The 24,641-nt window shown below is 64.4% G+C and carries 23 protein-coding genes and 1 tRNA gene; 20 read left to right on the top strand and 4 right to left on the bottom strand.

Features of this window, described 5'->3' with window-relative positions; translation table 11 throughout:
* Positions 1-73 precede the first annotated feature (73 nt).
* The 9 genes from trpA to ACXAEH_RS11265 all read left to right on the top strand — a co-directional run bounded on the left by trpA (position 74) and on the right by ACXAEH_RS11265 (position 8,980).
* Positions 74-865 carry a tryptophan synthase subunit alpha gene (trpA, locus tag ACXAEH_RS11305; RefSeq protein WP_475032856.1) on the top strand — a complete coding sequence of 264 codons (792 nt, stop codon included), beginning with the start codon at positions 74-76 and terminating at the stop codon, positions 863-865.
* A gap of 142 nt (positions 866-1,007) precedes the next feature.
* Complete coding sequence (locus ACXAEH_RS11300) at positions 1,008-2,174, top strand: alpha-hydroxy acid oxidase (protein WP_475032854.1); 1,167 nt, start codon at positions 1,008-1,010, stop codon at positions 2,172-2,174.
* A 124-nt stretch (positions 2,175-2,298) separates the two neighbouring features.
* Positions 2,299-2,934: a 50S ribosomal protein L25/general stress protein Ctc gene (locus ACXAEH_RS11295; protein WP_475032852.1), complete on the top strand. Its 636-nt coding sequence runs from the start codon at positions 2,299-2,301 to the stop codon at positions 2,932-2,934.
* 111 nt (positions 2,935-3,045) lie between these two features.
* Positions 3,046-4,287, top strand: a complete 1,242-nt coding sequence (locus ACXAEH_RS11290) for an NAD(P)/FAD-dependent oxidoreductase (RefSeq protein ID WP_475032850.1) — start codon at positions 3,046-3,048, stop codon at positions 4,285-4,287.
* 75 nt (positions 4,288-4,362) lie between these two features.
* Positions 4,363-5,040 (top strand): aminoacyl-tRNA hydrolase, encoded by a 678-nt coding sequence (gene pth / locus ACXAEH_RS11285; RefSeq protein ID WP_475032849.1) that lies wholly within the window; start codon positions 4,363-4,365, stop codon positions 5,038-5,040.
* Between the two features lie 18 nt (positions 5,041-5,058).
* A complete protein-coding gene (locus ACXAEH_RS11280; protein ID WP_475032847.1) occupies positions 5,059-5,979 on the top strand; it encodes a nucleoside hydrolase in 921 nt (306 codons plus the stop codon).
* A gap of 118 nt (positions 5,980-6,097) precedes the next feature.
* A tRNA-Ser gene (locus tag ACXAEH_RS11275) sits at positions 6,098-6,187 on the top strand.
* 395 nt (positions 6,188-6,582) lie between these two features.
* Positions 6,583-7,479, top strand: a complete 897-nt coding sequence (locus ACXAEH_RS11270) for a phosphate/phosphite/phosphonate ABC transporter substrate-binding protein (protein ID WP_475032845.1) — start codon at positions 6,583-6,585, stop codon at positions 7,477-7,479.
* 4 nt (positions 7,480-7,483) lie between these two features.
* A complete protein-coding gene (locus ACXAEH_RS11265; RefSeq protein WP_475032843.1) occupies positions 7,484-8,980 on the top strand; it encodes an ATP-binding protein in 1,497 nt (498 codons plus the stop codon).
* Between the two features lie 33 nt (positions 8,981-9,013).
* Here the strand turns inward: ACXAEH_RS11265 and ACXAEH_RS11260 are convergent, their stop codons facing one another.
* Genes ACXAEH_RS11260 through ACXAEH_RS11245 form a run of 4 tightly spaced genes read right to left on the bottom strand, consistent with a single transcriptional unit; the run spans position 9,014 to position 13,226 of the window.
* Positions 9,014-9,796 carry an arginine deiminase family protein gene (locus tag ACXAEH_RS11260; RefSeq protein WP_475032840.1) on the bottom strand — a complete coding sequence of 261 codons (783 nt, stop codon included), beginning with the start codon at positions 9,794-9,796 and terminating at the stop codon, positions 9,014-9,016.
* 3 nt (positions 9,797-9,799) lie between these two features.
* A complete protein-coding gene (locus ACXAEH_RS11255; RefSeq protein ID WP_475032839.1) occupies positions 9,800-11,404 on the bottom strand; it encodes a 5-guanidino-2-oxopentanoate decarboxylase in 1,605 nt (534 codons plus the stop codon).
* A complete protein-coding gene (locus ACXAEH_RS11250) occupies positions 11,401-12,585 on the bottom strand; it encodes a pyridoxal phosphate-dependent aminotransferase (RefSeq protein ID WP_475032838.1) in 1,185 nt (394 codons plus the stop codon). Before ACXAEH_RS11250 ends, ACXAEH_RS11255 begins: the two co-directional genes overlap by 4 nt.
* Entirely contained in the window at positions 12,585-13,226 is a 642-nt protein-coding gene (locus ACXAEH_RS11245; RefSeq protein WP_475032836.1) for a TetR/AcrR family transcriptional regulator, read from the bottom strand. The genes ACXAEH_RS11250 and ACXAEH_RS11245 overlap by 1 nt, the downstream gene beginning before the upstream one ends.
* Before the next feature lie 95 nt (positions 13,227-13,321).
* Between ACXAEH_RS11245 and ACXAEH_RS11240 the strand changes: the two genes are divergently transcribed.
* The 11 genes from ACXAEH_RS11240 (at position 13,322) to ACXAEH_RS11190 (ending at position 24,633) form a co-directional block, all read left to right on the top strand.
* Entirely contained in the window at positions 13,322-14,119 is a 798-nt protein-coding gene (locus ACXAEH_RS11240) for an ABC transporter ATP-binding protein (protein WP_475032834.1), read from the top strand.
* Between the two features lie 40 nt (positions 14,120-14,159).
* A complete protein-coding gene (locus ACXAEH_RS11235) occupies positions 14,160-14,924 on the top strand; it encodes a transporter substrate-binding domain-containing protein (protein WP_475032833.1) in 765 nt (254 codons plus the stop codon).
* Positions 14,925-14,933: 9 nt separating this feature from the next.
* Positions 14,934-15,680 carry an ABC transporter permease gene (locus ACXAEH_RS11230; protein ID WP_475032831.1) on the top strand — a complete coding sequence of 249 codons (747 nt, stop codon included), beginning with the start codon at positions 14,934-14,936 and terminating at the stop codon, positions 15,678-15,680.
* Complete coding sequence (locus ACXAEH_RS11225; RefSeq protein ID WP_475032828.1) at positions 15,677-16,438, top strand: ABC transporter permease; 762 nt, start codon at positions 15,677-15,679, stop codon at positions 16,436-16,438. The genes ACXAEH_RS11230 and ACXAEH_RS11225 overlap by 4 nt, the downstream gene beginning before the upstream one ends.
* Before the next feature lie 134 nt (positions 16,439-16,572).
* A complete protein-coding gene (locus ACXAEH_RS11220; protein WP_475032825.1) occupies positions 16,573-17,037 on the top strand; it encodes a hypothetical protein in 465 nt (154 codons plus the stop codon).
* The gene (locus tag ACXAEH_RS11215) at positions 17,028-19,217 is read left to right on the top strand and encodes a 4Fe-4S binding protein (RefSeq protein ID WP_475032822.1); all 2,190 of its coding nucleotides are present in this window, start codon (positions 17,028-17,030) and stop codon (positions 19,215-19,217) included. The genes ACXAEH_RS11220 and ACXAEH_RS11215 overlap by 10 nt, the downstream gene beginning before the upstream one ends.
* Before the next feature lie 11 nt (positions 19,218-19,228).
* Positions 19,229-21,139, top strand: coding sequence for a TAT-dependent nitrous-oxide reductase (gene nosZ / locus ACXAEH_RS11210; protein WP_475032821.1), 1,911 nt, complete (start codon positions 19,229-19,231; stop codon positions 21,137-21,139).
* Positions 21,140-21,142: 3 nt separating this feature from the next.
* The gene (locus ACXAEH_RS11205; protein WP_475032819.1) at positions 21,143-22,411 is read left to right on the top strand and encodes a nitrous oxide reductase family maturation protein NosD; all 1,269 of its coding nucleotides are present in this window, start codon (positions 21,143-21,145) and stop codon (positions 22,409-22,411) included.
* Positions 22,404-23,300, top strand: coding sequence for an ABC transporter ATP-binding protein (locus ACXAEH_RS11200; RefSeq protein WP_475032817.1), 897 nt, complete (start codon positions 22,404-22,406; stop codon positions 23,298-23,300). The genes ACXAEH_RS11205 and ACXAEH_RS11200 overlap by 8 nt, the downstream gene beginning before the upstream one ends.
* Entirely contained in the window at positions 23,297-24,118 is an 822-nt protein-coding gene (locus ACXAEH_RS11195) for an ABC transporter permease (protein ID WP_475032815.1), read from the top strand. The genes ACXAEH_RS11200 and ACXAEH_RS11195 overlap by 4 nt, the downstream gene beginning before the upstream one ends.
* Positions 24,115-24,633 carry a nitrous oxide reductase accessory protein NosL gene (locus ACXAEH_RS11190; protein WP_475032813.1) on the top strand — a complete coding sequence of 173 codons (519 nt, stop codon included), beginning with the start codon at positions 24,115-24,117 and terminating at the stop codon, positions 24,631-24,633. The genes ACXAEH_RS11195 and ACXAEH_RS11190 overlap by 4 nt, the downstream gene beginning before the upstream one ends.
* Positions 24,634-24,641: the final 8 nt, after the last annotated feature.

Below are 24,641 nucleotides of genomic sequence, written 5' to 3'. Positions count from 1 at the left end.
AGGTGCGGCCCGGGATTGATTTCCCCGGCAACATTCGGCACACCGGGGCGGACATATTTCAAAAGGCCCGCCCATGACCCGTATCGATGCCAAATTCGCCGCCCTGAACGCCGCCGGAAAGAAAGCCTTTGTCACCTATGTGATGGCGGGCGATCCTGACTATGAGACCTCTTTGGAGGTGGTCAAAGGGCTGCCGGGCGCAGGCGTTGACATCATCGAGCTGGGCCTGCCCTTCACCGATCCGATGGCCGACGGGCCGACCATTCAGCTGGCCGGCCAGCGGGCGCTGGACGGCGGCATGACGCTGGAGAAGACGCTGCAGCTGGCATCAGACTTCCGCAAGGAGGACGACAGCACCCCGATCGTGCTGATGGGCTATTACAACCCGATCTACAACCGCGGGGTGGACAAGTTCCTGGAAGACGCCAAGGCCGCGGGCATCGACGGGCTGATCGTGGTCGACCTGCCGCCGGAAGAGGATGACGAACTGTGCATCCCGGCGCAGAAGGCGGGGCTGAACTTTATCCGCCTGGCAACCCCGACCACCGACGATGCGCGGCTGCCGAAGGTGCTGCAGAACACCTCGGGCTTTGTCTATTACGTCTCGATCACCGGTATCACCGGCGCTGCTGAGGCCGAGGCGGGCGACGTTGGCCCCGAGGTGGCCCGCATCAAGGCGGCCACCGATCTGCCGGTCATCGTCGGCTTTGGCATCAACACGCCGGAGAAGGCGCAGAACATCGCCTCGATTTCGGACGGCGCGGTGGTGGGCAGCGCCATCGTCAGCCAGATCGGCGCGGGCAAATCGCCGGCTGAGGTTCTGGGTTTTGTGAAATCGCTGGCGGATGGCGCGCATAAGGGCTGAGCCTCTAGGCAGAAAAGAACGATTGAAGCCGCGCCTCCGGGTGCGGCTTTTTGCGTTTTCAGGGGTGCGGCAACGGCGGCATTGCAGGGGTTGCTCAAAATTGGTAAGGAAACTTTACCAGATTGAAGCGGGAGAGAGTCCGGTGCCGGTGATCACCAATATCAACGACCTGAAGCGCATCTATGAACGCCGCGTGCCGCGCATGTTCTTTGACTATGCCGAAAGCGGCAGCTGGACCGAACAGACCTTCCGCGAGAACACCTCGGACTTCGAGCAGATCCGCCTGCGCCAGCGGGTGGCGGTGGATATGACGGGGCGCAGCACGGCGGCCCAAATGATCGGCCAGGAGGTGGCGATGCCGGTGGCCCTTGCGCCGGTGGGGCTGACGGGGATGCAGCACGCGGACGGCGAGATCAAGGCGGCCCGCGCGGCGGAAAAGTTCGGCGTGCCCTTCACCCTGTCGACCATGTCGATCAACTCGATCGAAGAGGTGGCAGAGGCGACGGATAAACCGTTCTGGTTCCAGCTTTATACCATGCGGGACGAGGATTATATCCGCCGCCTGATCCAGCGCGCCAAGGACGCCAAATGCTCCGCCCTGGTGATCACGCTGGACCTGCAGATCCTGGGGCAGCGGCACAAGGACCTGAAGAACGGCCTGTCGGCGCCGCCCAAGCTGACGCCCAGGACCATTGCCAACCTGATGACCAAATGGGCCTGGGGCATTGAAATGCTGGGGGCCAAGCGGCGCAACTTCGGCAATATCGTGGGGCACGTGCAGGGGGTTTCCGACACCTCGCAGCTGGGCGCCTGGACGGCGGAGCAGTTTGACCCGGCGCTGGACTGGGGCAAGATCGAGAAGCTGATGGAGCTGTGGGGCGGCAAGGTGATCCTGAAGGGGATCCTGGATGCCGAGGATGCCAGGATGGCGGCCAAACTGGGTGCCGACGCCATTGTGGTGTCCAACCACGGCGGGCGGCAGCTGGATGGCGCGCTGAGCTCAATCCGGATGCTGCCGCAGATCATGGATGCGGTGGGCAGCGATGTGGAGGTGCATCTGGACAGCGGCATCCGCTCGGGTCAGGACGTGTTGAAGGCGCTGGCGCTGGGCGCCAAGGGCACGATGATCGGCCGCGCCTTTGTCTATGGGCTGGGCGCGCGCGGCCAAAAGGGCGTCACCGAGGCGCTGGAGGTGATTCGCAAGGAGCTGGACACCACTATGGCGCTGTGCGGCGAGCGCTCGGTTGCCGACCTTGGGCGCCATAATCTGCTGGTGCCGCAGGATTTCGGCGGGCGCTGGCAGGAATAGTGCCTTTGGACCGGCGGGCAGGGGGCTTTGCCCCTTCCCAAAACACGTCAACCGGTCTATAGGCACGGCTTCACGCGGGGTGACAGCCTTGGAGGCACCCCGATAGTCATATTGGAGAATTAAGATGGCAAAAGAAATTCCTGATCTCGTCGCCCAGGAACGTGCGGGGACGGGCAAGGGCGCCGCTCGCGCTGCGCGCCGCGCAGGCATGGTTCCGGGTGTGGTTTACGGTGGCGACGCAGAGCCGCTGGCAATCCAGATCCCGTTCAATGAGCTGCTGAAAAAGCTGAAAGCCGGCCAGTTCAAGTCCACCCTGTGGAACCTGAAAGTGGAAGGCCAGGAAGACGTGCGCGTGATCTGCCGCGACGTTCAGCGCGACGTTGTCAAAGACCTGCCGACCCACCTGGACCTGATGCGCCTGCGCCGCACCTCGAAAATCAACCTGTTCATCCCGGTTGAATTCGTGGGCGAAGAAGCAGCTCCCGGCATCAAGAAGGGCGGCATGCTGACCGTTGTCCGCCCCGAGGTGGAACTGGTTGTGACCGCGGGCGACATCCCGGAGAAGATCACCGTCGACATCACCGGCCTGAACATCGGCGACGTTGTCACCATCTCGTCGATCGAGCTGCCCAAAGGCACCAAGCCGACCATCGACCGCGATTTCGTGATTGCGAACATCGCAGCACCGGCCGGCCTGTCCTCTTCCGATGACGAAGACGGCGAAGGCGAAGAAGGCGAAGCGGAAGCTGCTGAAGCATAAATCCTTGGCCCTTTCGGGTTTGGATGAAACGGGGTTCTTCGGGGCCCCGTTTTTCGTTTGACTTTGCGCCGCTTGGCTGCCCCATTTCCCGTCAGGGCAGGGGAGGCAGCCATGGCGGATTACGGCATTGCCATTGCAGGCGCGGGCGCGGTCGGGATGAGCTGCGCGCTGTGGGCGCAGATGCGCGGCCACCGGGTGCTGCTGCTGGACCCTGAGCCGCCGGGCTCGGGCACCAGCTATGGCAACGCCTGCACGCTCGCGACCTATGCCTGCCTGCCGGTGAATGATCCTTCGGTGCTGCGGTCGCTGCCCAGCCTGATGTTTTCCAAGGACAGCCCGCTGTCGCTGTCTTATGCCCATGCGCTGCGCAACCCCGGTTGGATGCTGTCCTTTCTGGCCAATTGCCGCAGCGGCCCGTCGCGGCGGATTGCCGGGCATCTGACGGATCTGCTGGCCCATGCGGATGCCGGGATCAATCCTCTGATCGAGGCCGCAGGCGCCGGGGACCTGGTGGTGGAGCGCGGCCAGCTGTCGGTCTGGTCCACTGCGCAAGCTGCGGAAGCGGCAACCGCCGGGCTGGAGCGCCGCCGAAGCTTGGGCGTGGCCTGGCGCGAGGTGGTGCCGGACGAGGCTTATGAGATGGAGCCGGGGCTGCACCTGCCGGTGGCGCGGGCGGTGCATTTCCACGCTGCCCGGCACCTGCGTGATCCGCTGGAATTCATCACCCGGATGCACAAGGCCTTCACGGAACTTGGCGGCACCACCCTGCGGGCACCGGTGGAGGAGGTGCGGGCCTCAGGCACGGGCGTTGAGCTGCGGGCCGGCGGTCAGAGCCTGACGGCGGAACGCGCGGTAATTGCCAGCGGCGCATTCTCGAAGCAGATCGCGGGGGCCGGGACCGGGAAGCTGCCGCTGGGCACCGAGCGCGGCTATCACCTGATGTATGACGGCGAGGCGCAGCGGGTGACGCGGCCTGTCGGCTGGGGCGAGGCGGGGTTTTACGCGGTGCCCCACGCCAAGGGGCTGCGGCTGACCGGCACGGTTGAGATTGCGGCACTGGATGCGCCGGCGAACCGCAACCGTCTGGATCACATCGCCCGCAAGGGGGCAGAGATGCTGGGACCGCTGCCAGAGCCCGCCAGCGAGTGGCTGGGGTTCCGCCCGACGATGCCGGACTCGCTGCCGGTGATCGGGCCAAGCCCGCCGTCGGACCGGCTGCTCTATGCCTTTGGCCACCAGCATATCGGCCTGACCCTGGGCGGCATCACCGGGCGGCTGATCACGGACCTGGCCGAGGGGCGGCAGCCTAACCTCGACCTGGCGCCTTTTGCTGCGGACAGGCGCTATGCCTGATCCCGCCTGCCTCTGGATTCCGGCGGGTAAATGGGGCATCACTCAAGGCTACAGAAACGCAAGCGGGCAGATCCCATGAAACTCTTTGTCGGCCTGGGTAATCCCGGCGGAAAGTATGAGCGCAACCGCCATAACATCGGCTTTATGGCGCTGGACCAAATTGCCGGCGATCACGGGTTCAGCCCATGGAAGTCGAAGTTCCAGGCCCTGCTGAGCGAGGGCAATCTGGGCGGTGAAAAGGTGCTGCTGTTGAAGCCGCAGACCTTCATGAACCTCTCCGGCCAGTCGGTGGGCGAAGCGATGCGGTTTTACAAGCTGACGCCTGCGGATGTGGTGGTGCTGCATGACGAGCTGGACCTGGCACCGGGCAAGGCGCGCATGAAGCAGGGCGGCGGCCATGCCGGCCACAACGGCTTGCGCTCGATCCATTCGCATATCGGCGCGGATTACGCCCGGGTGCGGCTGGGCATCGGCCATCCCGGCCACAAGGACGCGGTGGCAGGCTATGTGCTGCGCGACTTTCCCAAGGCGGATGAAGGCTGGCTGGACGACCTGATGCGCGGGATTTCGGACGGGGCGGCGGAGCTGGCCAAGGGCGATGGCGGCAAGTTCATGAACGCAGTAGCCCTGCGGGTGGCGCCGCCGCGCAGCTCGGCCACCAAGCCCAAGGCGGAGACCAAGAAGCCCGCCAAGGAAGAGCCGGCGCCGGACACCCGCTCGGCGATGGAGAAACTGCTCGACAAGTTCAAATAGGCCGGAGGGTTCAGGCAGATGGTGAAACTGATTATCGACACCGATCCGGGTATCGACGATGCGATGGCGATCTTCTATGCCGCCGCGGCGCCGGATATCGAGCTGCTGGGGCTGACCACGATCTTTGGCAATGTGACCACCGAAACCGCAACCCGCAACGCTTTGCGGCTGCTGGAGGCGGCGGAGCTGGAGGTGCCCGTGGCGGCCGGTGCCGCGGCACCGCTGGTGCTGCCGCCCTTCACCCCTTCGGCGCATGTTCATGGGGAGGAGGGTTTTGGATACATCCCGGCGGCAGAGCCGAAGGGCAAGGAGCTGGAGGAAGTGGCTGCGGATTTCCTCTGCCGCATGGCGCGCGAACATAAAGGTGAGCTGGTGGTCTGCCCGATCGGGCCGCTGACCAATATTGCGCTGGCGATGCAGCGGGATCCGGAGTTCATCAGGAATGTGAAATCCATCGTGGTGATGGGCGGCTCGCTGGAGGAGGGCGGCAACATCACCCCGCATGCCGAGGCGAATATCTATCACGACCCGCATGCGGCGGACATTGTCTGCCAGGGCGGGGGCAAGGTGGTCTTTGTCGGCTTGGACGTCACCCACCGCATTCTTTGCTTGCCTGAGGATTTTGCGGCGGTTGCCGCGCAGTCGCCGGAACTGGGCGGCATGCTGCAGGAAATGTCGCATTTCTATATCAAGTTCTACCTCGAAGTTGCGGGCCTCAACGGCTGCTCGCTGCACGATCCGGCGGCGGTGATTGCCTGCACCAACCCGGAGCTGTTCGGGATGCGGGAGGTGCCGCTGCAGGTGTCCTGTGCGGGTGAAACCTCCGGCGCCACACTGGCCGCGCCGGACAGCACCCGGGCGTCGGTCAAGGTCTGCATGACGGTGGAGACGGAGGCGGTGAAGTCGCTGTTTCTCAAGCGTTTGGCGCTGCTGCCCTAAGGCATTGATAACATGCGCCGCCTGGCAGCGGGCCAGGCGGCAGCAGCGGCAAGAAATTTCTGTGGATAACGCATTTTGCCCTTGTTCTTGGTTCCCAAGCGCTGATAGACGGGTCAGCGGAGACGTGGCCGAGTGGTCGAAGGCGCTCCCCTGCTAAGGGAGTAGGCGGGAAACCGTCTCGAGGGTTCGAATCCCTTCGTCTCCGCCATCACATTCACGATGCTGATATGCTCTGACCTGGTGTTAAACACCGGGCTGGAGAGGCGCGGCCGGAGATCCGGTTTTGCAGCGCGGCTGGAAACGCGCGGCTTTTGTGCCTGCTTGAGCGAAGGCGGCCGGGGTGAGTGCGGCCTGAGAGGGGCGGCCCGGGTGGGGAAGGCCAGCCCGGGCGCGTTCCGGCAGCGCTGGCCGGGACGGTTCTGAGAACACATGCGGGCGGATTTGTTAAAGCCGGCCTCAAATGATTCTTCGGATAGTAAGAAACTTCCTGTACCAATTACTGCAGAGCAACCGTGGGTAGACTGCGCGGTACCGGCGCTTTCCCGGCGCACCGGCTGGGGCAGAGCCGTTTTTGCAGTATGGAGAGCTGGAATGGGAACTCCCGTGAGCATCAAATATCCCGTCCTGCTGGCATGTCTGTGCTTCAGCCTGCTTTGCGGCCAGATGGCGGCTGCGCGGATGCTTGTGGTGGGCACGATCAGCGATGAGCCGGTCAAGGAGACCCGGACCTTTCAGCCCTTTGCCGAGCATCTGGCGGCGCAGCTGGCGGAGCAGGGGGTCGCCGGCGGCGGTGTCGTGATTGCCAGGGACATTGGCCATATGGCCGAGCTTCTGCGCAGCGGTGAGGTTGATATCTACGTGGACAGCCCGCTGGTGTCACTGGCCGTTGGCACCCAAAGCGGCAGCCGTCTGGTGGCACGGCAGTGGAAAAGGGGGATCGCCCAGTATCATTCTGTCCTGTTTGCCCGCCGCGACAGCGGCATCCGGTCGTTGCAGGACCTGAAGGGGCGCGTGGTCGCATTCGAGGAGGCCTTCTCGTCCAGCGGGTATTTCCTGCCGCGCCTTGCGATCACTGCGCGCGCAATGCCGCTGGCAGAATTAGGGGGGCCGCGTTCGGAAGGTCCGGAAAACGGCACCGGCTATGTCTTCTCCGGCGGTGACGAAAACACAATCGAATGGGTGCTGCGCGGGCTGGTTGATGCGGGGGCGATGTCTTTGGACAACCTGAACAGGCGGGCGGGCGGCGATATCGGCGAGCTTGAGATCCTGCTGGAAACCGAGGCGATCCCGCGCCACGTGGTCAGCGTGGCACCGGGTATGAGCGAACCGCTGGCCTCTGCGGTGCAGGCGGCGCTGACCGGCATGGATCAGAACGAGTTGGGGCGCGATGTGCTGCAGGATTTTGAAAGGACAACGAAATTTGATGCCATCCCGGAGGGAACCCTTGAACTGCTGGAGCAACTCCAGGCACCGGTCTCTGACCTGATCGGCAGCAACTGAACAGATGCTGTCCAGTCTCAGAACCAAGCTGGTTGCCTATACCGTCTTGATCGTCTTTGCGGTTGCGGGCGCGGAGTTGGCTATTTCGGTGACGCTGGCCCACCGGGCTTCGGTTGCGGCCTTTGAGCGCCATACGATGCAGCTGGCGAAGACCTTGGGCGAGGCGGTGCTGGAGCCGTTGTACATTCTGGATATCCGGCGGCTGCGGCAGCAGGCGGGATCGGTGCTGGCCAGCGAGGGCGCCATGCAGGTGCTGATCCTGGGCGCCAGCACCAGGGTGCTGACCGATGGCACCGACGACAACCCGCTGCGCGGCAAACCCTATTCCGGACCGGCCCTGCGTGCCGCCGTTGCCAGCAAGGAGTGGGTGAGCCTGACCGAGGATGGCGTGATCAAGGTGGCAGGTCCGATCCAGGCAACTGCGGATACCCGGCTCGGCTATGTGGTGATGGCGTTTTCAACGGCCGGGCTGGAGCGCGAGCGGATGGAGAACTTCCGTTGGACGCTGCTGTTTTCCGGCATCTGCGCGCTGCTGGCCTCGCTGGCGGCGGTGGTGATGGCTGGCAGGATCACCCGTCCGGTTCAGCGGCTGACCGGCTTTGCGACCAGTATCAGCAACGGCAGCCGCCGCAGCGTGCCGGATTGCGGCAAAGACGAGATCGGCAAGCTGGCCTTGGCCTTTGGCGAAGTGCTGGAGCATCTGGACCGCAGCAACGCGGAGTTGAAGTCGCTGGCGGACTCGCTGGAGGACAAGGTGAAGGAGCGCACCCGTGCCGCCGAGGCGGGCAACAAGGCCAAGTCCGAGTTTCTGGCCACCATGAGCCATGAGATCCGCACGCCGATGAATGCGGTGCTGGGGATGGCCGCGCTGCTGGAGGAGACCGAGCTGGACGAGGATCAGGCGCTTTATGCGCGCACCATACTGGAGTCCGGCGAGGCGCTGCTGGAAATCATCAATGAGATCCTCGACTTCTCCAAGATCGAAGCCGGGCGGATGGAGTTGCGGCAGGCACCGCTGGACCTGCGGGAGCTGCTGTCCGGCGTGGTCCGCATGCTGGCGCCCAAGGCAGCGGAAAGCCGGGTGGCGCTGGCGCTGGACTATGACCCGGATGTGCCGACGGCGATCCTGGGGGATGACGGGCGGATCCGGCAGATCATTGTCAATCTGGTCGGCAATGCGGTGAAATTCACCGAGGAAGGGTCTGTCTCCGTTCGTGTGGCAGGCCGGGCGGCCGGGGGGCAGGCGATGCTGAGCATCACGGTGGAGGACACCGGGATCGGTATTGCAGAGGAAAAGCTTGCAGGAATTTTCAGCGCGTTCTCCCAGGCTGACAGCGCCACCACACGGGATTTCGGCGGGACCGGGCTGGGGCTGACCATCGCGGCGCGGCTGGCGGGGCTGATGGGCGGAGAGATCAGTGCCTGCTCCGAACTGGGCCGGGGATCGGCCTTTACCTTCAGCTGCAGCTTTGCAACCGCAGAGGATCTGGTCTCGGGGTAGGCCCGGCGCGGCGGCACCGGGCCCGGTTCCAGGTCAGAAACGCAAGGACAGGCAGGACATGCCGCCATCCAGCTTGGCGCAGTCGGTGTTGTCGATCTGGACGATCTCAAAGCCCGCCTTGTCCAGCATTTCAGCCGTGCGCGGGAAGCCGGCGGCCATCAGCACCAGGTTGTTGAAGCGGATGGCATTGGCTGCGGCTTCCTCACCCTCGGGCACATGCAGCACCCGGTAGCCTTCGAAGCAGCCCGAGGCATCCAGGCGTTTGGTCGACAGGATAGTCTCAGCGTCCATCAGCGAGCAGTCGGTCTTGAAGTGCAAGACGCCCTCGGGGGTGAAGACTTCGCTCAAGGCGTGGCCCCATTCGGCGGCGATCTCTGCCAGTTCGGCAACGCCTGCGGCATCGGTGCGGTCTGAGCGGCCGACCAGGATTTCCTTCTCCGTCACCAGGATGTCTCCGCCCTCGATATGGCCCGGGCCTTTGATTTCGCGGACGGTGTCATAGCAAGCGCGCAACGTGGGGGCCATTTCCGCGACTTCCCCCAGGCGCGAGGGCGCGCCGGGGCGCATCAGGATGGCGCCCTGGGGCAGGCAAAGCGCGGTGTCCTCGACAAACTGGGCGTCGGGGAAGGCCTCAAGCGGCTCCAGCTCGATCACCTCGGCGCCGGTGCTGCGCAGGGCAGCGACATAGGCCGTGTGGGCGGCCAGCATGCTGCCGAGGCTGGGGTTGCCAATGTCCTCGGCGCGCAGGCCTGCGGCGATGGTTGCGGCCGGGCGGCGGGTGATGGCGCGGGTGAACTCAAAGGTGGGATTGCGCATGGGTTACTCCTGCTCCGGCGCGGGGCCGGTGATTTCGATTTCCACGATGGAAGGGGCTTTGCGTGCTTGCGCTTCGATCAGTGCAGCGGCGATGGCCTTCGGGTTCTGCGGCACGCGGGTGAAGGGAATGCCGAAGGACTGGGCCGTGGCGGCAAACTCCGGCGGGGTGGGGTCGCAGCCGACCACCTCGACCTCGACGGCCTCCATCGAGCTGGCGATTTCTCCGTAGCCGCGGTTGTTCCACAACACGAAGGTAATGGGCAGGCTTTCGTCCACCGCGGCCATGATCTCGGGCAGCGAGAACTGGGCGCCGCCGTCGCCGGCGATGCAGATCACCGGGGTGTCCGGGGCGGCAATGGCGGCGCCGATGGCGGCGGGGATGCCGTAGCCAAGCGCGCCATAGCCGGTGGCGGCGTTGAACCAGCCGCCGGGGCGGTCGTGGTCGTAATAAAGGTTGCCGGCATAGATCGGCTGGGTGGAGTCGCCCACCATCAGCGCCTGCGGCACCGCTGCGCGCATGGCGTTCAGGACTTCGACCTGGGCGCGGTAATCCGGGCCGATCTCCTCAAACGCAGCGGCGCGGGCCTGTTCGGCGCGGGCGGCGCCTGCGCTTTGGTTGGACTTGCCTGGCAGGGCGGCAAGCAGCCCGGAGACCGCCTCATCCGCGCGGCCCTGGATGGCGAGCGCGGCGCCGTGGCGGGCCAATTGTTCGGCGCAGATGTCGACACGGATCAGATCTTGCATGGCCGCCATGCTGTCGGTGGCGTACATGTTGTAGTCGGTGGGCCCGAGCTCGGTTCCCAGGGCCAGGACGCAATCGGCGTCTTCGATCAGGGTGCGGACGGCCTGCAGGCTGGGGCTGGCCGGGACGGTCAGCGCATGGCCGTGCATCAGCCCGCGGGCGTTGACGGTTTGCACCACCGGCGCGTCGAGCCGTTCGGCCAGGGCTTGCAGATCTGCGCCCCCGGTTTTGGCGCCGCCGCCGGCGAGGATAACCACCTGTTTGGCCGCGGAAAGCCGGTCTGCGGCCTGCGCGATCTGGGCCGCATCCAGCGCCGGTTTTGCGGTGTCTGCTGCGGCCAGGCCGCCGTCTGCTGCGGTGCCTGCCACGTCCAGCGGGATCTGGATGTGGGTGGGGCCGGGGCGGCCTGCGGAGAAGGGGGCAAAGGCGCGGTCCAGCGCGGTGCTCAGCTCCTGCGGCCGGGCGACATGTTCGGACACCAGCGCCACGGTCTTGGCCAGCGCGTGCTGGTCGGGCAGTTCATGCAGGTGGCCGTGGCCCTTGCCGAGGGTGGGACTGGCGTTGACGCCGGAGAGCACCAGCATCGGCACCGAGTTGGCGCGCGCCTGGGCCATCGGGGTCAGCGTGTTGGTGAGGCCGGGGCCGGTAATGACAAAGGCGACGCCGGGCTTGCCGGAGGCCCGGGCATAGCCGTCGGCCATGAAGCCCGCGCCCTGCTCGTGGCGGGGGGTGACATGGCGGATGCCGGAGGCGGCGAGGCCGCGGTAGAGTTCCACGGTGTGGACGCCGGGAATGCCGAAGACGCAGGAGACACCGCGTGCCTTGAGGCCAGAGACCAGCGCCTCACCCACTGTTTGTTTGGTCATGCAACGCTCCGTTTCTTGCGGTTTGCGTGGGCCACGATGCGGTCGAGCGCGGTGGCGAATTTGCTGTCGTCGATGGTGAGCGCGACCCGCACCCAGTCGCGCAGGCTGTCTCCGAATGCGGAGCCGGGCATCACGGAGACGCCGTGCTCCAACAGGTCCCAGGCGTAGGCGTCGCCGTCCATGCCGGTGGCGGCGACATTAACCAGGGCGAACATGCCGGCATCGGGGCGGTGCACGGTCAGCCCGGTCTCGCCATGCAGCCGCTGTTCCAGCAGTGCTGCGCGGGCGGAGAAGCGGGCGGCCATGCCAGCGGCGACGGAGGAACCCTCGCGCACCGCTTTTTCGGTCATGTCGGCGATGAAGGGCTGGTTGCCGAACAGCATGGTTTCCGAGACCGGCAGCAGGGCAGTGCAGAAGTCTGCGGGGCCGACGCACCAGCCGCTGCGGAAACCCGGGGCGGCGTGGGATTTGGAGATTGAGGAGACCGCGATCACCCGGTCCGCCAGGGCCGGGTCGGAGAGCGGCGAGACAAACCCGGCGCCTTCGAACACAAGATGCTCATAGACTTCGTCCGAGATGATCCAGAGATCGTGCTGGATGGCCAACTCGCCGATTTCCCGCAGGTCCTGCGCCGTCAGGATGGCGCCGGTGGGGTTGTGTGGAGTGGTGAGCAGGATGGCGCGGCTCTGCGGAGTGATGCGTTCGGCAATATCGGCGGCCTGCATGCGGAAGCCGGCCTCGGGGCGCAGCGGCACCGGAGCGGGCTCCGCCCCGGCGGCGCGGATCACGCCCTCGTAGGTGGCATACATCGGGTCGCCCACCAGCACCTCGGTGCCTGGCTCGGCGACGCCTTGCATGACGGCATAAAGCGACGTCTGGGTGCCCGGAAAGCAGAGGATGTTTTCCGGCGTGAAGGCGCGGCCGCGGCTGGCGGTGTAGGCCTCGGCCAGGGCGGCGCACAACCCGGCTTCGCCGCGGCCGTTGGAATAGCAGGTGCGGCCCGATTGCAGAGCGTGCGCGGCTGCGTCGAGCAGTTCCTGCGGGGCGGGCACGTCGGGCTCGCCGATGGTCATCTCGACCAGGTCCGCACCAGCCTCGGCCCGTTCGCGCGCCTTCAGGTGCACTTCCCATTTGCCGCCGCCCAATCCGGCCAGACGTTCGGTGATTGCTGTCAGCCTCATCAGGTTTCAGCCTCCTGCGTTAGATCCAATTCAACGATGGCGGCAACGGATTGCCGTCCGATTTCAACCAGTTCGCCGGGCGTAAAAGCATCCGGCAGGGCGCCGCCCTCCAGCCACAGCCCGTCGATCACAGCGTTGCAGGCAATCGCCAGCTGGCGCAGCCGGGCAGGGGGCGCCGGGCGGCCGGCCTCTTCCAGCGCGGCCTTGATCAGGCCCTCAAGCTGGTCGCGGAAATAGGCGTAGGTGCGTTCGTGCGTGGCCTTCATCTGCGCGTCGTTCTGCACCTTGTTCAGAAAGCTGGCCCAGAGCGCCAGCGAGCGCGGGTCGACCACCGGCGGTGTCAGCGAGCCGTCGACAAACGCGCGGAGCCGTCCGCGGGCGGTGCCCTCTGCCGCGCCGGGAGCAAAGGTGTCGTCCGTCATCTGGTTCATGTGGTGCTCGTAGGCGGCGATGATCAGCTCTTCCTTGGAGCTGAAATAGTGGCGGATCAGGCCCTGGGTCACATCGGCGCGTTCGGCGATTCCCCGCACCGTGGCACCGCGCACGCCTTTCTCGGCCACCAGTTCGAGCGTGGCGAGAATCAGCGCTTCCTGCCGGGATTCGGCAAACTCGCGTTTGAATTTTTTGCGCTCCTCGCTCACGTTAGCTCCCTTTTCGCCCGATGAAGAAATTATACACTTGCATAATTACTGGGATCGCGGCTTACTGCAATCGGAAAATTCGAGGTGACGCAACAATGGACACAGCCGCAGCCGCCGCATCAGTTCAGGAGCCGGAAGCGCGCCGGGAGGCGATCCGGGTGGAGGGCTTGCACAAGTCCTTTGGCAATCTGGAGGTGCTGAAAGGCGTGGACCTGACCGCACATCAGGGCGATGTGGTTGCGATCATCGGCGGCTCGGGGTCGGGCAAGTCGACCATGCTGCGCTGCATCAACTTTCTGGAAACACCAAGCTCGGGCAGGATTGTGATCGGCGGCGAGGACGTGGCGATGCGGAGCGACGGCAGCCCGGCCAATCAGAAGCAGATCGAACGTATCCGCACCAAGCTGGCGATGGTGTTTCAGCAGTTCAACCTGTGGACCCACCGGACGCTTTTGGAGAATGTGATCGAGGTGCCGGTGCATGTGCTGAAGGTACCGAAAGCGCAGGCGGTTGAACGCGCCCATGAGCTGCTGAACCGGGTGGGGCTGGGCGGCAAGGAGGATACCTTTCCGGCCTATCTGTCCGGCGGCCAGCAGCAGCGGGCGGCGATTGCGCGCGCTTTGGCTGTGGATCCGTCGGCGATGCTGTTTGATGAGCCGACCTCGGCGCTGGACCCGGAGCTGGTGGGCGAGGTGCTGACGGTGATCCGTGACCTGGCCGCCGAAGGGCGCACCATGCTGCTGGTCACCCACGAAATGAAGTTCGCGCGCGAAGTCGCGAACCATGTTGTCTACCTTTACCAGGGCCGCATCGAAGAGCAGGGACCGCCTGCCGAGGTCTTTGGCAATCCGCAATCAGAACGGCTGAAGCAATTTCTGAGCTCGGTCGGCTGACATACCAAGAACCCAATAAAATCAATAGGGAGAGAACCACATGAAACTGAAAGCATTGCTTGCTGCGGCCACCGCAGCTGCCGCCCTGACTGCTGGCGCCGCTGCCGCGGAACAGGTCAAGATCGGCATCGCCGCCGAGCCCTACCCGCCGTTTTCCTCGCTCGACAGTTCGGGCAACTGGGCCGGCTGGGAGATCGAAGTGATCAATGCGGTCTGCGCCGCGGCGGAGCTGGACTGCGTGATCACGCCGGTGGCCTGGGATGGCATTATTCCGTCGCTGACCGGCCAGCAGATCGACGCCATCATGGCATCGATGTCGATCACCGAGGAGCGGCTGAAGACCATCGACTTCTCGGACGCTTATTACAACACCCCGGCGGTGATCGTGGCGGACAAGTCGATGGATATTGAGGCAACGCCGGACTCGCTGACGGGCAAGATCCTTGGCATTCAGGCCTCGACCACCCACCAGGCCTATGCGCAGGCGCATTTCACCGGCGCTGAACTGAAGGTCTATCAGACCCAGGATGAGGCCAACCAGGATCTGTTTGCGGGCCGCATTGACGCCACCCAGGCGGACAGCATCGCGATGGCGGATTTCGTGAATTCCGACACCGGCAGCTGCTGCGAGATCAAGGGTGCAGTTGCGGACGACCCGGCGATCCTGGGCCGTGGTGTGGGTGCCGGCGTGCGCAAGGGTGACGACACGCTGCGCGAGGCGCTGAACAAGGGTATCGCGGCGATCCTGGCGGATGGCACCCATGAGAAGATCACCGCCAAATACTTCACCACCAGCATCTACTAAGGTGCTGCCGTGACCGGACTGCTTGAATTACTGGGGCTCGGCGCCAGCGCAGAACTGCTGTCGCTGTCGGGCTGGGGAGGCAACCTGCTGCGTGGGCTTGCCAACTCGCTGCAAATTGCCTTTGGCGCCTTTGGGCTGGGGCTGGTGATCGGGCTGTTCGGGGCCTATGGCAAACTGTATGGCGGGAAGGTCACGCGTGATCTTCTCGCCATCTACACCACGGTGATCCGGGCGGTGCCGGAACTGGTGCTGATCCTGATCCTCTATTACGTGGGCAGCGATATCATCAACAAGATCTCTGCCGCGATGGGCGGCGGCCGGGTTGAAATCAACGGTGTTGCGGCCGGCATTTGGGTCTTGGGCGTGGTGCAGGGGGCCTATGCCACCGAAGTGCTGCGCGGTGCCATCAAGGCGGTGCCAGCGGGGCAGATCGAGGCGGCAAAATCCTATGGTATGCCGGCCTTCATGATCATGCGGCGGGTAACGATCCCGGCGATGATGAGCTTTGCGGTGCCGGGTCTGGCGAACCTGTGGCTGATCGCCACCAAGGACACGGCGCTGTTGGCGGTGGTCGGTTTCAATGAACTGACGCTCGAGACCCGCCAGGCGGCAAGCAGCACGCGGGCCTATTTCACCTTCTTCCTGGCGGCCGGGTTCCTGTATCTGATGGTGACCCTGTGCTCTGGCGCGGTTTTTGCCCGGGTCGAGAAATGGGCACGCCGCGGCCAGCCCTCTCTGAAGGGGGGCACGGCATGATCCCCGTGAAAGAACTCATGCAGCCGCACCGCATTGTGATGATGCTGGTCTTTGCTGGCATTGTGATCTGGTGCGCAGTCTCGCTGCGCTGGGACTGGATCCCGAAATACGCGCCCTTGGCGCTGGAGGGGCTGTGGGCCACGGTGTGGATCCTGGCGGTCTCGACCTTCCTTGGGTTTCTGCTGGCGGTGCCGCTGGGTTTGGCGCAGGCGGTGGGGCCCTGGTATCTATCGATCCCTGCGCGCACCTTTTGCACCATCATCCGCGGCACGCCGCTGCTGTTGCAGATCTGGCTGCTCTACTACGGGCTGGGTTCGCTGTTTCCACAGTTCCCCTGGATCCGCTCGTCCGAGTTGTGGCCATACCTGCGCCAGGCCTGGCCCTATGCGGTGCTGGCGCTTACGCTGTCCTATGCGGGCTATGAGGGTGAGGTGATGCGGGGGGCGTTTTCCGGCGTGGCCAAAGGCCAGCTGGAGGCGGCGAAGTCCTTTGGCATGCCGCGTTTCACCATGTTCCGCCGGATCTGGCTGCCGCAGGCGGTGCGCAATGTGCTGCCGACCTTGGGCGGCGAAACCATCTTGCAGCTGAAGGCGACACCGCTGGTGGCGACGATCACGGTGGTGGAGATCTATGCGGTCTCGTCCCGGGTGCGGGCGGATACATTTATCGTCTACGAGCCGCTGTTGCTGCTGGCGCTGGTCTATATGGTGATCGCAGGCGTGATTGCCCTGGTATTCCGGCGGTTTGAGCGAGGTTGAAGCGGCAGTCCGGAAGCTGTCTGGCCCATTGAAAACGGGCCGGAAATTTCAAAAACATCTGACATATATCAAATTGCGGCACGCCGGTTCCCAGTAGTGTCAGCGGCGAATGAAGCAAGAGAATCTTGTAACAGATGCCGCGCACTCCTTTCATACCTGCCGTCTGCGGCGCCGGGCTTTTCCGGCGGCTGGCGGGGCTGTGCGCAATCTTCATGCTGGTCTTGCAGGTGGCATTCCCCGGTGCGGGGCAGGCGGCGGTCGGCGGCGAATGGATCGAGATTTGCGGCGAATTCGGTGCTGTTGAAATCCAGGTTGCCACCGGGGACAGCGAAGACGGGCAGGATTGCCCCAAATGCAGCACTTGCGCATTGTGCGCGGCTGAAAACGGGGCTGGGCCGGCAATCCTTCCTTCCTCCGGCAGCAGCCGGGCGGCGGATTGCGCCGTGCTGCTGCCTGCCGGCACCGCGGTGCCGCCGAATCCGGCGCAATACTGGCATGACGGCCGCGGGCCTCCGCTGGCGGCAAAGATAGAATCCGAACGCGCCTTGCGCGCGTCCGTGGCAGCCACTCAAGAAAGAGGAGAGGCGCCATGGGTCTGACACGCGCCTTCCGGGGCTGGCTGACAGCCCTTGTGATGACTATTGCCGCCCTTTTTGCCGCGGCGGCTGAGGCCGACAGCCTCAACTCATTCCTGACAGAGCTGACCCCTGCCGACCTGGTGCCCGGCGCCGAGGGTTTTGGCCCGGTGCGCAGCGATGTGCCGGTGGCGCCAGTGCTGAAAGGCGGCGAGACCGTCGCCTATGCATTCCTGACCTCTGATTTCGTCGGCACCACTGGATACAGCGGCAAACCGATCCATGTGGTGGCGGCGATTGATACCGAGGCAGTGCTGACCGGCGTGAAGCTGGTCAAGCACTCCGAGCCGATTGTGCTGATTGGCATTCCCAACTCGAAAATGGTCAAGCTGACCGAAGGCTATGCCGGGCTGGACCTGAAGGCCGAGGCGGCGGCGGGCGGCGATGCGCATGACCTCGACATTATCTCGGGCGCGACGGTCACCATCATGGTGATCGACGACAGCCTGGTGCGGGCAGGGATCAAGGTGGCCCGGGCGCTGGGTCTGGGCGGCTTGTCACCGGTGCAGCCGGACGGGCCGAAGCGGGACGTCGACATGGCCCGTGAGGAGGTGCTGGACTGGACCACGCTGGCAGGCGACGGCTCGGTGCGGCGGATGACGCTGGACGTGGGGCAGATCAATGCAGCCTTCGAGGCCACTGGTGACCAACGCGCGATCAAGCGGCCTGAGGCGGGTGAGCCCGGCGATACCTTTATCGACATGCATGTGGCACTGGTCTCGGTGCCCTCGATCGGCAAGTCGCTTCTGGGCGAGGCGGAATACAAGAACCTGCAGACCTGGCTGCAGGAGGGCGAGCAGGCCATCCTGGTGCTGGGGCGCGGCAGCTACAGCTTCAAGGGCTCTGGCTATGTGCGCGGCGGAATCTTTGACCGGATCCAGCTGATCCAGGGCGATGCCTCGGTGCGGTTCTTTGATAAGCAGCACAAGCGGCTGGGCGCGCTGGCCACGGACGATAGCCCCAGCTTCACCGAGATGGATCTGTTCAAGATCCCGGCGGATGCGGAGTTTGATCCGGCGGAGGCGTTCCGTCTACAGCTCTTGGTGCAGCGGGCCGTGGGGGCGCTGGAGCGGTCGTTCCTGACCTTTGACCTGGGCTACACGCTGCCGGAGCAGTATCTGCTGCCCGCTGCGCCTGCGCCCAAGGTGGTGGAGGATGCCACGGATGAGGCGGCTGCCAAGGCGGCGCTGTGGCAGCGGATCTGGAAAGACCGCACTTTTGAGATCGGCGTTTTGGGCGTGATGCTGCTGGTGCTGACGGGGGTGTTCTTCTTCCAGTTCCAGGCGACAGTGAACGCGCGCACCTTCTATTGGTTCCGCATCGGTTATCTGACCGTGACGTTGGTGTTTCTGGGCTGGTACGCCAATGCGCAGCTGAGCGTGGTGAACCTGATGGCGCTTGCTGGCAGTCTGCGCAGCGGCTTCTCCTGGGATGCGTTCCTGCTGGACCCGCTGGTGTTTATCCAATGGTTTGCGGTGGCGGCGGCGCTGCTGTTTTGGGGCCGCGGTGCCTATTGCGGCTGGTTGTGTCCGTTTGGTGCGCTGCAGGAGCTGACCAACAAGATCGCCCGTGCCTTCAAGGTGCCGCAGATCACCCTGCCCTGGGGCCTGCACGAGCGGCTTTGGCCAGCGAAATACATGATTTTCCTCGGGTTGTTCGGATTGTCGATGGTCTCGATCCCGCTGGCGGAAACCTATGCCGAGGTGGAGCCGTTCAAGACTGCAATCATCCTGAAGTTTGTACGCGACTGGCCGTTTGTGATCTTTGCCGCGGTTCTGCTGTTGGCCGGGTTGTTCATCGAACGTTTCTACTGCCGATATTTGTGCCCGCTGGGCGCGGCGCTGGCGATCCCGGCACGGGTGCGGATGTTCGACTGGCTAAAGCGCTACCACGAATGCGGCCACCCCTGCCAGACCTGTGCCAATGAGTGCCCCGTTCAGGCCATTCACCCCACCGGTGAGATCAACCCGAACGAATGCGTGAACTGCCTGCACTGCCAGGTTCTGTACCAATCCGAAACCAAATGCCCGGTTGTGATCAAACAGCTGAAACGCCGGGCCAAAACCGGGAGCCCCGCGCCGGACATCGCTCTGGGCCGGCCCCCGGCAAACCACCCCAACGCGAACAGGACAAAAGTTTCCTGAAGGAGGACGCCATGTCTGATGATCTGAAAAACAAACTGCCAGTCACCCGCCGCGGGCTGCTGGGGGCAACCGCCTCCGGTGCCGTGCTGGCCGCCACTGGTGCGGGTTCCGCGCTGCTGGGCGCCAGGCCTGCGCAGGCTGCGGAAGGCGTCAACCTGGCGCCGGGCGAGCTGGATGAATACTACGGTTTCTGGTCCTCGGGCCAGACCGGCGAGCTGCGCATTCTGGGTGTTCCGTCCATGCGTGAGCTGATGCGGATCCCGGTGTTCAACCGCTGCTCGGCAACCGGCTGGGGCCAGACCAATGAGTCGAAAAAGATCCTGACCGAGGGCCTGCTGCCGGACACCAAGGAATTCCTGGCTGCCAACGGCAAGGAAACCTATGACAACGGCGACCTGCACCACCCGCATATGTCGTTCACCGACGGCACCTATGACGGCCGCTATATCTTTATGAACGACAAGGCCAACACCCGCGTCGCCCGGGTGCGCTGCGACGTGATGAAATGCGACAAGATCATCGAGATCCCCAATGCCAAGGACATCCACGGCCTGCGCCCGCAGAAATTCCCGCGCACCGGCTATGTCTTTGCCAATGGTGAGCACGAGGCGCCGCTGATCAACGACGGCCAGGTCCTGGATGATCCGTCGCAATACGTGAACATCTTCTCCGCCATCGACGGCGACACTATGGAAGTCGCCTGGCAGGTGATCGTCTCGGGCAACCTGGACAACACCGACTGCGACTATCAGGGCAAATACGCCTATTCGACCTCCTACAACTCGGAAATGGGCATGACCCTGGCCGAGATGACCGAGAACGAGCTGGACCATGTCGTTGTCTTCAACATTGCAGCCATTGAAGCCGCCATTGAGGCCGGCGAGTACCAGGAGCTGAACGGCGCCAAGGTGGTGGACGGCCGCAAGGACGCGCCGGGCAAGCTGACCCGCTACATCCCGATCCCGAACTCGCCGCACGGCATCAACACCGCGCCGGATAAAAAACACGTCTGCGTCAACGGCAAGCTGTCGCCGACCGTCTCAGTCATCGACGTCGAGAAGCTGGACGCGCTGTTTGATGCGGATGCCGATCCGCGTTCGGCCATCGTGGCGGAACCGCAGCTGGGCCTTGGCCCGCTCCACACCGCCTTTGACAACCGCGGCTATGCCTATACCACGCTGTTCCTCGACAGCCAGGTGGTGAAATGGGACATCGCCAAGGCGATTGAGGCCTATGCTGGTGCCGATGTGGACCCGATCCTCGACAAGCTGGATGTGCAATATCAGCCGGGCCACAACTCCACCTCGATGGGGGAAACCTCTGAAGCGGACGGCAAGTGGCTGATCTCGATGAACAAGTTCTCCAAGGACCGGTTCCTGAACGTGGGCCCCCTGAAGCCCGAGAACGAGCAGCTGATCGATATCTCCGGCGACAAGATGAAGGTGGTGCATGATGGACCGACCTTTGCAGAACCGCATGACTCGATCATCGTGCACCGCTCCAAGGTGAACCCGGTCAATATCTGGGACCGCAACGACCCGATGTGGGCCGAGGCACGCGCCCAGGCCGAGGCCGATGGGGTCGACCTGGACGACTGGCAGGACACCATCGTGCGCGACGGCAACAAGGTGCGGGTCTATATGTCCAGCCAGGCGCCGAACTTCAGCCTGGAGAAGTTCACCGTCAAACAGGGCGATGAGGTCACCGTCTATGTCACCAACCTGGATGATATCGACGACCTGACCCACGGCTTCTGCCTGTCGAACTTCGGCATCGCGATGGAAGTGGGGCCGATGGCCACTGCCTCTGTCACCTTCATTGCCGAGCGTCCGGGCGTGCATTGGTACTACTGCCAGTGGTTCTGCCACGCGCTGCACATGGAGATGCGCGGCCGGATGCTGGTTGAGCCTCGGAGCGCGTAACCCATGAAACGGCTCCTGCCCATATCCTTGGTTGCGGCTTTGACCTGTCTGGCACCCGCCTGGGCGGCCACTTGGGACGTGCCCAACCGGGCAGGGGCCATCGCTGAAACACTGGCGCAGGCGGCGGATGGCGACACCCTCCGCCTGGCCCCTGGCGATTATGCCGAAACATTGGTGCTGGACCGGCCTGTCACCCTGGACGGGCAAGGCCACGCCACGCTGGACGGGCAGGGCAAGGGGTCGGTGATCACCGTGACCGGGCCGGGCGTGACGGTGCGGGGGCTGACCGTGGTCGGCTCCGGTTCCTCGCACCAGGAGATCGACAGCGGCATCAAGCTGACCAAGACGGCAAAGGCGCCGCAGATCTTGAACAATGTGCTGCTAGGCAACCTTTACGGCGTGGATGTTCACGGCGCCAGGGACAGCCTGGTGCAGGGCAACCGGATTGAGGGCCGCCAGGACCGGCATATGAACGCCCGCGGCAACGGGGTTTACGTCTGGAATGCACCGGGCGCGGTGGTGGATGGCAATCAGATCCGCTTTGGCCGCGACGGGATTTTTGTGAACAGCTCCAAGAAGAATGCGTTTACGAACAATACGTTCCGCGACCTGCGGTTCGCAGTTCACTACATGTATGCCGACAATTCCGAGGTTTCGGGCAATGTCTCGATCGGCAATCACCTGGGCTATGCGGTGATGTTCTCCAAACGGGTCAAGGTGACCGGGAACGTTTCGCTGAATGACCGCGATCATGGGGTGATGCTGAACTATGCCAACCAGGGCGAGGTGCGAGGCAACTATGTGAAGGGCGCCAAGGACAAATGCACCTTCCTCTATAACGCGCACAAGAATGATTTCTCGGGCAACTGGTTCGAGGGCTGCGGTATCGGCATTCACTTCACCGCAGGCAGCGACGGCAACCGGATGGTCGGGAATGCCTTTGTCGGCAACCGGCATCAGGTGAAATTCGTCTCCACCAAATGGGTGGAATGGAGCGAGGAGGGCCAGGGCAATTACTGGTCCGATTTCGCAGGTTTTGACGTGGACGGAGATGGGATCGCCGATGCGCCCTACCGCCCCAACGACAGCATGGACCATGTGCTGTGGACCCAGCCGGCAGCAAAACTGCTGATGGGATCGCCGGCGGTGCAACTGGTGCGCTGGTCGCAATCGGCGTTCCCGGCGCTGCTGCCCGGCGGGGTGATCGACAGCCACCCGCTGATGCGGCCAGAGCGGCCCGGGGCCGCCAGAAAGGTTGAACAGGATGGATAACTCTCCATTGCAGATCCGCGCGCTGGACAAGTTCCGCGGCAAGACGCAGGTGCTGCACGGCATCGACCTGGACATTGCGCCGGGCGAACGGCTGGCGCTGCTGGGCCACAACGGCGCGGGCAAGTCGACGATGATCAAGGCGGTGCTGGGCCTGATCCGGCATGAGGGCGGCAGCATCCGCATTTGCGGCGCAGCGCCCGGCAGTGCCGTGGCGCGGGCCGCCACCGCATTCCTGCCTGAGGCGGTCAGTTTCCACCCGGCGCTGACCGGGCATGAGCAGCTGTCGCTGTTTGCCCGGCTGGCCGGGGAGCGAGCGGACATCGGCGGCCTCTTGGAGCGGGTCGGCCTGGGTGAGGCGATGCATCGCCGCATCGGCGCCTATTCCAAGGGCATGCGGCAGCGGCTGGGTCTGGCACAAGTGCTGCTGGGGCGCCCTAAACTGGCGCTGCTGGATGAACCCACCAGCGGATTGGACCCGATCTCGCGCCAGGATCTTTACGCCATCATCAATGAGCTGGCAGAGCAGGGTGCGGCGGTTCTGATCGCCTCCCACGCGCTGACCGAGGTGGAGGCACGTACTGACCGCATCGCCATCCTGCGCAAGGGGGTGAAGGTGGCCGATGACACGCTGGCGGGGCTGTCGGCGCAGGCCGGGCTGCCGGTCAAGCTGAGGGTGCAGGCGAACGGCGCAGAGGCGGACCGGATTGCGGTGGAGACCGGCGGGCGGCGGATCAACGGCGCCTCGGTCGAGATCCTGTGCCGCCCGCAGGACAAGATGGCGGAATTGCGCAAGATCGCCGCCATGGGCGAGGCGGTGGCTGACATCGACATGGTGCCGCCGCGTCTGGAAGACCTCTATCGCCATTACTCCGGGGAGGACCGCAAATGAGACGTGCCTTTGCCATTGCCCGTGCCGAGATGCTGATCCTGCGCCGCAACCGCTGGCTGTTCATGGCGACGCTGATCATGCTGGCCTTTGCGCTGGCACTGTCCTTTGCCGGATCGGCGCCGACGGGAACGCTGGGGGTGGATATGCTGACGGTCTCCGTGGCTTCGATGACCACTCTGTCGGTCTACCTCGCGCCGCTGCTGGCGCTGATGATGGGGTTCGATGCGGTTGCAGGGGACAGGGACCGCGGCAGTCTTGCGCTGCTGCTGGCCTATCCGGCGGGGCGGGCGGAGATCCTCTTGGGTAAACTGATGGCACATCTGGCGGCCCTGGCGGTGGCCATGTGCATCGGTTTTGGCGCGGCGGGGGCCGTCGCCGCCTGGTTCGGCGGTGCCGGGGCTGAAAGCCTGATGGCGCTGGGGCGGCTGGTGCTAACCTCGATCCTTTTAGGAGCGGTGTTTCTGGTGCTGGGCTATGCGCTGTCGGCACTATCCAGCGGCGCCACCGCTGCGGCGGGGCTGTCGGCGGGCGTGTGGCTGGTGTTTGTGGTGCTCTATGACCTTGGCCTGCTGGGTGCCGTGGTGATGGACAGCGGCGGCGTCTTTACCCAGAAGATTTTCCCCTGGGTGATGGTCGCCAATCCGGCGGATGCGTTCCGCCTTTGGAATGTGGCAGCCTCGGAAAGCGTGGCCTTGTCCAGCGGCATGGCGGGGGCTGCCAGCGCCTTGCCTGCCTGGGCTGCGCCGGTGTCGCTCTTGCTGTGGCCTGTTCTGGGTTTCCTGCTGGCCTGTGCCGCTTTCCGGAAGGTGGAGCCATGAAACGCCTGATACTCGCCGCCGTCTTTGCCGTTGCTGCCTGTCAGGAGGAGGAAGCCAAGGCGCCGCCTTTGCCGGTGGAGCTGACCGAGGTTGCGCTGAGCTACTTTTGCCAGATGAATGTGGCAGAGCACGGCGGCCCCAAGGGGCAGATCCATCTGGAGGGCTTCCCGGCGCCCTTGTTCTTTGCCCAGGTGCGGGACTTGGCAGCTTATGTGAAAAGTCCGGAGCGGGATGCGGAGATCACTGCGATTTATGTCAGCGACATGGGTGCGGCGGCCAGTTGGGCAGATCCCGGCAGCAAGAATTGGATTGCCGCGGAGGGGGCGCATTTTGTGGTGGGATCCAACGTGGCGGGCGGCATGGGGGCGCCGGAAGTGGTGCCTTTTGCCTCGCCGGAGGAAGCCGCGAAGTTTGCTGGGCGCTATGGCGGTGCAGTCACCGCGTTTGAAGGCATCCCTGATGATGCGGTTCTGGGGCCGGTCGACCTTGACCAGCAATTGGAAACACCGTCCTGAACGCGCTG

This window comes from Leisingera sp. ABM4_060 (genome assembly GCF_056158765.1).
The sequence above is the reverse complement of the archived record's forward strand: the minus strand, read 5'-3'. Positions and strand labels throughout refer to the sequence as shown.